Source organism: Massilia psychrophila, assembly GCF_002760665.1.
GTDB lineage: Bacteria > Pseudomonadota > Gammaproteobacteria > Burkholderiales > Burkholderiaceae_D > JAFCUW01.
The window spans coordinates 1-1,177 of record NZ_PDOB01000088.1 but is presented as its reverse complement, the minus strand read 5'-3'; the positions used below and the strand labels follow the sequence as shown (position 1 = coordinate 1,177).

Annotated in this window: 2 protein-coding genes; both read right to left on the bottom strand. The window is 61.9% G+C overall.

What is annotated here, in order from left to right; all coding sequences use genetic code 11:
- Positions 1–703, bottom strand: a 703-nt coding sequence (locus CR103_RS21745) for an IS66 family transposase zinc-finger binding domain-containing protein (protein WP_143752729.1), incomplete at its 3' end; no start/stop codon positions are given.
- 67 nt (positions 704–770) lie between these two features.
- On the bottom strand, positions 771–1,177 hold a 407-nt coding region (gene tnpB / locus CR103_RS21740), incomplete at its 5' end, for an IS66 family insertion sequence element accessory protein TnpB (RefSeq protein ID WP_218968523.1).

Genomic DNA, 1,177 nt, shown 5'->3' with positions numbered 1-1,177 from the left:
CCCATTGCGACAGCGTGGTGCGCGCCACGTCCACCTCGCCGCGCAGCAAGACCTCGTGCAGGCGATACATGGGCAGGCCATCGGCGTACTTGGCGGTGAGTATCGTAGCCACCGTCGCCGGGCTGGCGATACTGCCGGGCATGGGCTGCGGCGGCATCGGGCTGGTGATGATCTGGCTCGATTCGCCGTGGCGGTCGCACTGGCGGCAAGCATATTTGAAACGTATATGCTGCAGCACCTGGACCGTGGCCGGGACGATGTCGAGCTGCTCGCTGATGTCCTCGCCCATGCGGTGCAAGGCTCCCTGGCAGCAGCGGCATACTTTTTCCGACTCCGGCAAATCGTGTTCGACACGTTGACGTGGCAAATGCGCCGGCAAGGGCTTGCGGCCGCGCTTTTTGCCAACGCTCTTTGGTCCCTTGTCGGCTTCTTCCTCGGCATCTTGGGCGAGCGTGGCCACGTCCCGCTCGGCCTCGTTGAACAGGCAGCCCTGGGTGCCGAATTTCTCGCTCGACGGCGCGAAGCGTTTCAATTGCGCGAGCCGGAACTGATCTTCCAGAAATTGGTTGCGCGCCTGTAAGGTAGACGTTTGCATCTCCAGCGTCGCGGTTTGCATCTCCAGCGCCGTCGCCCGCGTCTCCAGTTCGCGAACGTAGTCGCGAAGCGCGGGCGGCAGGGTGGCAAGGAGGTCGGTTAGGTGCATGCAGTCACTTTACCAAAACGATTTGCGTTTTAGGTTTACGTCATTTGCATGTTGTTGACATTATTTTTCAGACCATCGCGCGCGGCGCCATCGGCTGGTGGGCAATCGCGTTCTGCCAGTTCAAGCCATCGATCAACCAGCGCAATTGACGCGCCGTGACCGCCAGCGCATGGGCGTCCTTGCCGTCCTTGGGCCAATGAAATTTGCCTTGCTCGAGACATCGGCAATGCAGCCAAAAGCCGTTCGTGTCCCAGTGCAGGATCTTGAGCCTGTCGCGGCCACGATTGCAAAAGACGAACCAGTGGGCGCCCGTCGGGTCGAGTCCCAACGTGTCGGCCACCACCAGTGCCAGGCCATTGATCGATTTGCGCATGTCATGGTGGCCGGTGGCCAGGTACACCATGCCCTGCGGTGTGCCCCACATCAGCGCAGCGCCTCGAGCACGCCACCAAGCCAGCGCACCTGCTCGTGGTG